This window comes from Candidatus Methanoperedens sp., assembly GCA_012026795.1.
In the GTDB taxonomy this organism is placed as follows: domain Archaea; phylum Halobacteriota; class Methanosarcinia; order Methanosarcinales; family Methanoperedenaceae; genus Methanoperedens.
Genome location: VEPM01000003.1, coordinates 1 through 780, shown reverse-complemented (window position 1 = coordinate 780; position 780 = coordinate 1). Strand labels below are relative to the sequence as shown.

The 780-nt window shown below is 48.1% G+C and carries 1 protein-coding gene; it reads left to right on the top strand.

From position 1 onward, the window contains the following. Window positions 1-780, top strand: a 780-nt coding sequence (locus FIB07_01800; GenBank protein ID NJD51580.1) for a phosphoribosylformylglycinamidine synthase, incomplete at both ends; no start/stop codon positions are given.

The window sequence follows — 780 nt, the reverse complement described above, 5'->3', positions numbered from 1 at the left end:
CTGCAACTTGATGAGGATTCACCTGTTACCGCTGTACAGATCGGAGATCCTATAACCCAGAAGAAGATGCTTGATTTCCTGCTTGAGGCTCGCGATAAGGGATTATATGGATCAATAACAGACGATGGCGCAGGCGGCCTTTCATCATCGGTGGGTGAGATGGCGCAGCTTTGCGGAGGATGCCTGATTGAACTTGATAAATGCCCCCTGAAATATCCCGGCCTTGACCCATGGGAGATTCTTGTTTCCGAGTCGCAGGAGAGGATGACGCTTGCTGTTTCTCCTGAGAAGATTGATGAATTCCTCGCTCTTGCTAAAACAAGAGACGTTGAGGCCACTGTTATCGGAACATTTACAGATTCGGGCAAATTCCATGTAAAATACGGGGATAGGAATGTGGCTTATCTGGATATGGAGTTTTTGCATAATGGTCTTCCAGCCATGAAACTGAACGCGCGCTGGATACAGCGCAATTTTGAAGAGCCTGTGCTCGGTATTGTAGATCTGACCGCGGTCCTGAAAAACCTTCTTTCGCGCCTCAATATATGTTCAAAAGAATATGTCATCAGACAGTACGACCATGAAGTTCAGGCAGGATCAGTCATCAAACCATTAACTGGAGACGGACCGAGTGATGCAGCGGTTATCCGCCCGCTGCTTGATAGCATGGAAGGAGTTGTTGTTGCAAATGGCATCTGTCCGAGATACGGTGATATCGATACGTACCATATGACGGCCTGCGCCATCGATGAGGCAGTACGAAATCACATTGCAGTAGGC